The sequence below is a fragment of the Methanospirillum sp. genome (genome assembly GCF_035560735.1).
Classification (GTDB): domain Archaea; phylum Halobacteriota; class Methanomicrobia; order Methanomicrobiales; family Methanospirillaceae; genus Methanospirillum.
On record NZ_DATMYY010000342.1, the window covers coordinates 1 to 3,785 of the forward strand.

Genomic DNA, 3,785 nt, shown 5'->3' on the forward strand with positions numbered 1-3,785 from the left:
GATTTAAGCCTTACTGGTCTCACCCGATGCTGAGTGACCCTTCCATATTGCAGGATATGCATCAACATCCGGAAATATTATTCGTGGGGCAACTGCAAGTCCTTTTTCACCGGGAATAATCCGGGATGCACTCATAAGTGCCTCACCGATACCTATTAGCTCCCCGGAGTCAGTAAAGATTGCAACAAAATCCTCCATCTGAAATGAGTCCGTTTTAACGATCCCTCTCATTGAGAGGCGTGCTCCATGACAGATTGCTCCGGCTGCTGAATCTTTGATTGTTACAGTGGGCAGATGCTTTATTGAGTTCTCCATCGGCAGTAGCATTCCTGACAAAATATCCGGATTTCCAGCTTTTGCTGCTTCTACCGCATCACGAACATCATGAAGAGTATGAATCTGCGATTCCCTGAAATCAGCAGACCTGCTTCTTCGCAGCTCCTGCATGTGTGCGCCGACACCAAGGGCCATTCCGATATGATGACAGAGTGACCTGATGTAGGTTCCAGAATCACATCTCGCCCTGAGTAGCACCTGACGCCCCTCACGGCTTAAGATCTCAAGTTCCAGTATCTCTCTGATTCTGAGTGCACGTTTAACCGCACTTCTGCGGGGAGGGCGCTGATATATTTTGCCTGTAAACTCTGTAACTGCTGTTTCAAGGTCCTGCTGGCTGACATCACCCTGCAGGCGCATCAGGCAGATGTACTCCTTTTCATCCAGATGAAGGATAGATGTCAGCCGGACTGCCTTACCAAGAAGTACAACAAGAACACCTGATACCTGGGGATCTAAGGTCCCTGTATGACCTACCTGGGAAACTCCTGTCATCTCTCGTACCCATGCTGCCACCTGATGACTGCTCGGTCCTCTCGGTTTGTCAACAAGGATTATCCCCCCTCCGTTGGGCAAGGGGATTACTGGTTTTTTTGTTGGATTAATGTCTGATGTCGGTTGCATGATAATTCAGGGATTCATCAGGAGAAAGAGGTTTAATTCATCAAGTGTTCCTTCAAGAGAGCCGTCGCCAACAACATCAGGTGGTAACCCTGCTTCTTCCATGGCTGATGCGGTTACTTCTCCGATTGCAACGATGACTATATCCTCTCTTCGTTTCCATATTGCCGATTTGAACGATAATGCGCTTGTGAAGAGAACTGCTTCTGCAAGTGTCAGATTAAGTTCCTCGTAGGTGGGTATGAGTGAATATATTGTGAATTCCTTAACAATCCCACCGGCATCAGTAATTGCCTGTAATAATCCCGGATTTGGAGCATCAGATCTGGGTATTCCTATAGTTTTCCCAGATATCCACTCCCCCAAGTATGGGACAAAAGCCCGAGAATAGTATTCATACAATACTTCACAGGGTACACCGGATTCCCGGAGAGCTTTAGCAGTTTGCGGACCTATGGCAATAACCCGGGGAAGAGGGCAATTTCGAAGAAGTGGTCCGATTTTATGGGCTGGAAGGGCACTTGTAAAAAATATACAATCAAATCGCTCTTCCTTCACCTGCTCTATGAAGAGATCAATCTGATCCTGGTCGATCTCACCTGTAAGTGGTGTTACCGGGTAACAGTCATGCCCACGACGTGCGCATCTCTGTTGATCATCCAGTTCCTTGCCACGAAGCCTGGTTATTGCGATCTTCATGCCTTCCCCTGATCACTGGTCAGCAGACCAGATATGCGGTTATTTTAAGCTCTCTTCACACTTATAATGCATGAGAATCCTATGATTCCTCTTCTGTCAGGGCTCGCGTTCGGGCTTGTGTGTGGTGTCATCAGCGGCCTTATTCCTGGTATTCATTCAAATACAATGGCAGGAATCATGGCTGGTCTTTCTCCTGTATTGATCCCTCTAATCGGAGCTGAAGGTCTTGTTGCTGCACTGCTTTCCATGCTTATTGGTCACTCATTTCTAGATCTGATTCCGTCTACATTTTTTGGAATTCCGGACTCCGGGACCGCCTTGTCAACGCTCCCGGCACACGCCCTGACACTGGAAGGGAAAGGGGAAGAAGCTGTCAGGCTTTCTGCTCTTGGATGTATTTATGGTGTAATTATCGGAGTGCCGGTGGCAATACTGGCATATGTTGTCCTGACTCCCATCCAGTCGTATATCGACTGGATCTGTGGACCTCTGCTGATTCTGATCATGGGGATGGTAATTATTCAGGAAGGATCAGTTCTCTGGGCTCTTTTGCTCTTTGCATCATCAGGCTTGCTCGGGCTTTTTGCATTCAGGTTTCAGTATCTTGTCTGGAACTTGAACGGTGAGAGTGCTGTTCTGATGCCTCTTCTTACTGGGCTTTTTGGATTGTCTGTATTAATCTCATCCTCCCATGCTCAGGTTCCACGGCAGCGATTTGCAAACCTTGGACTTGAGACTAAAAGTATTTTGTATGCTTCTCTTTCAGGAACTATAGCCGGGCTGCTTGTCGGCTGGCTCCCTGGTCTTTCAACAGCATCAGCGACAGCCGTGATAAATGCAAGAATAAAATATGATACAAACAGGCGGACATACTTGGTTGCCGCTGGTGCAGCGGGATGTGCAAATGTGGTTGTGGGTCTTGCTGCATTCTATGGAATAGAAAGAACCAGGAACGGGGTTATGGTTATGATCTCCTCGCTTGATCCCCCTTCATTTCCGGTTCTCCTTCTTATCGTCATCATTGCATCAGGTGCCGCATATCTGATTACACTGAGCATGTCATCGTGCGCCAAATGGTTCTCTGGATTGGATGGAAAAAAGGTGAATACTCTGGTTGCAGGATTTGTGATTCTATTGTGCGGGGTGATCTCTGGTCCTTTTGGGTTATTCATCCTTGTATGTGCTACTGGAATAGGTCTTATTCCAGGACTCCTGAATCTGTCCCGGGTACCATGTATGGGGGTTGTAACATTGCCGGTTATTCTGTATTCACTTGGACTTTGGGGTTTTTGATGGGTTCAAAACAATCTGAAAAGACTGATAACCTGCAGGTTTCTTCTTTCCACTGGTATGATGAGTTCAAGACTGAAAGGGATTCAGCCTTACCCAATCCGACTATTTTTTATTCCCGGTTCATTGAAAATGGGGAAAAATTCTCTATTCTGCCAACCTGGAAGGAGGCGGTTACCAAAGGAATCTGTAAGGATAAGGATGATTATTATTCTTATCTCCGTGAAATCTGCCTGATATGGTCACGGAACGAGTTGCAGAAGTATAATTCATCTGAAGAGGTCAGATTGGTAAAACTCATGCTCATTCTTCGTGAGACGGACCAGATGATCAACCGCCTTTCTGAACAGATTATTTACTGGCACTCAATGAGAGACAGTGATCCGGATTCATCAGTAAAGCAAAAAAAGAGAATAGATCCGATTAGGGAGATGGCATCAGGCACCGGAAATGATGGCATCTCACTACTCTGTCGTGACCTTGTGAGCATGAAGGAGAGTAGGGGTAAACTCGTCCGGGATATTTCAGCGAGATGTGAGAAAATCCTACCAAATTGTAGCAATATTGTGGGCCCCCTGGTTGCTGCAAGGTTGCTGCTTGAGGTTGGTAGTATGAGTCGGTTGTGCAGAATGCCTGCTTCAAAAATTCAGGTGCTGGGAGCCCGCAACGCTCTCTTCTCCCACCTGTCATCAGGATCTCCCCCTCCCAAGCACGGTCTCATATTTGAACATAAGCGAATACATGCAGCATCCCGGAAAATCAGGGGAAAGGTCGCCCGGACTCTTGCTGCAAATCTTGCAATTGCGTTCAGGATTGATTATTACCGGGGTACGATAGAC

At 46.9% G+C, this 3,785-nt stretch carries 4 protein-coding genes; 2 read left to right on the forward strand and 2 right to left on the reverse strand.

The window, feature by feature from the left end:
* Positions 1-3: 3 nt before the first annotated feature.
* Positions 4-960, reverse strand: coding sequence for an RNA-guided pseudouridylation complex pseudouridine synthase subunit Cbf5 (locus VN429_RS10150; protein ID WP_325632894.1), 957 nt, complete (start codon positions 958-960; stop codon positions 4-6).
* A gap of 6 nt (positions 961-966) precedes the next feature.
* On the reverse strand, positions 967-1,656 hold the full coding sequence (locus tag VN429_RS10155) for a uroporphyrinogen-III synthase (protein WP_325632896.1): 690 nt from the start codon (positions 1,654-1,656) through the stop codon (positions 967-969).
* 81 nt (positions 1,657-1,737) lie between these two features.
* Here VN429_RS10155 and VN429_RS10160 point away from each other — a divergent pair, with 81 nt between their 5' ends.
* Both VN429_RS10160 and VN429_RS10165 read left to right on the forward strand, forming a co-directional pair.
* On the forward strand, positions 1,738-2,949 hold the full coding sequence (locus tag VN429_RS10160) for a tripartite tricarboxylate transporter permease (RefSeq protein WP_325632900.1): 1,212 nt from the start codon (positions 1,738-1,740) through the stop codon (positions 2,947-2,949).
* A partial coding sequence (locus VN429_RS10165; RefSeq protein WP_325632902.1) for an NOP5/NOP56 family protein occupies positions 2,949-3,785 on the forward strand: 837 nt, incomplete at its 3' end. The genes VN429_RS10160 and VN429_RS10165, both read left to right, overlap by 1 nt.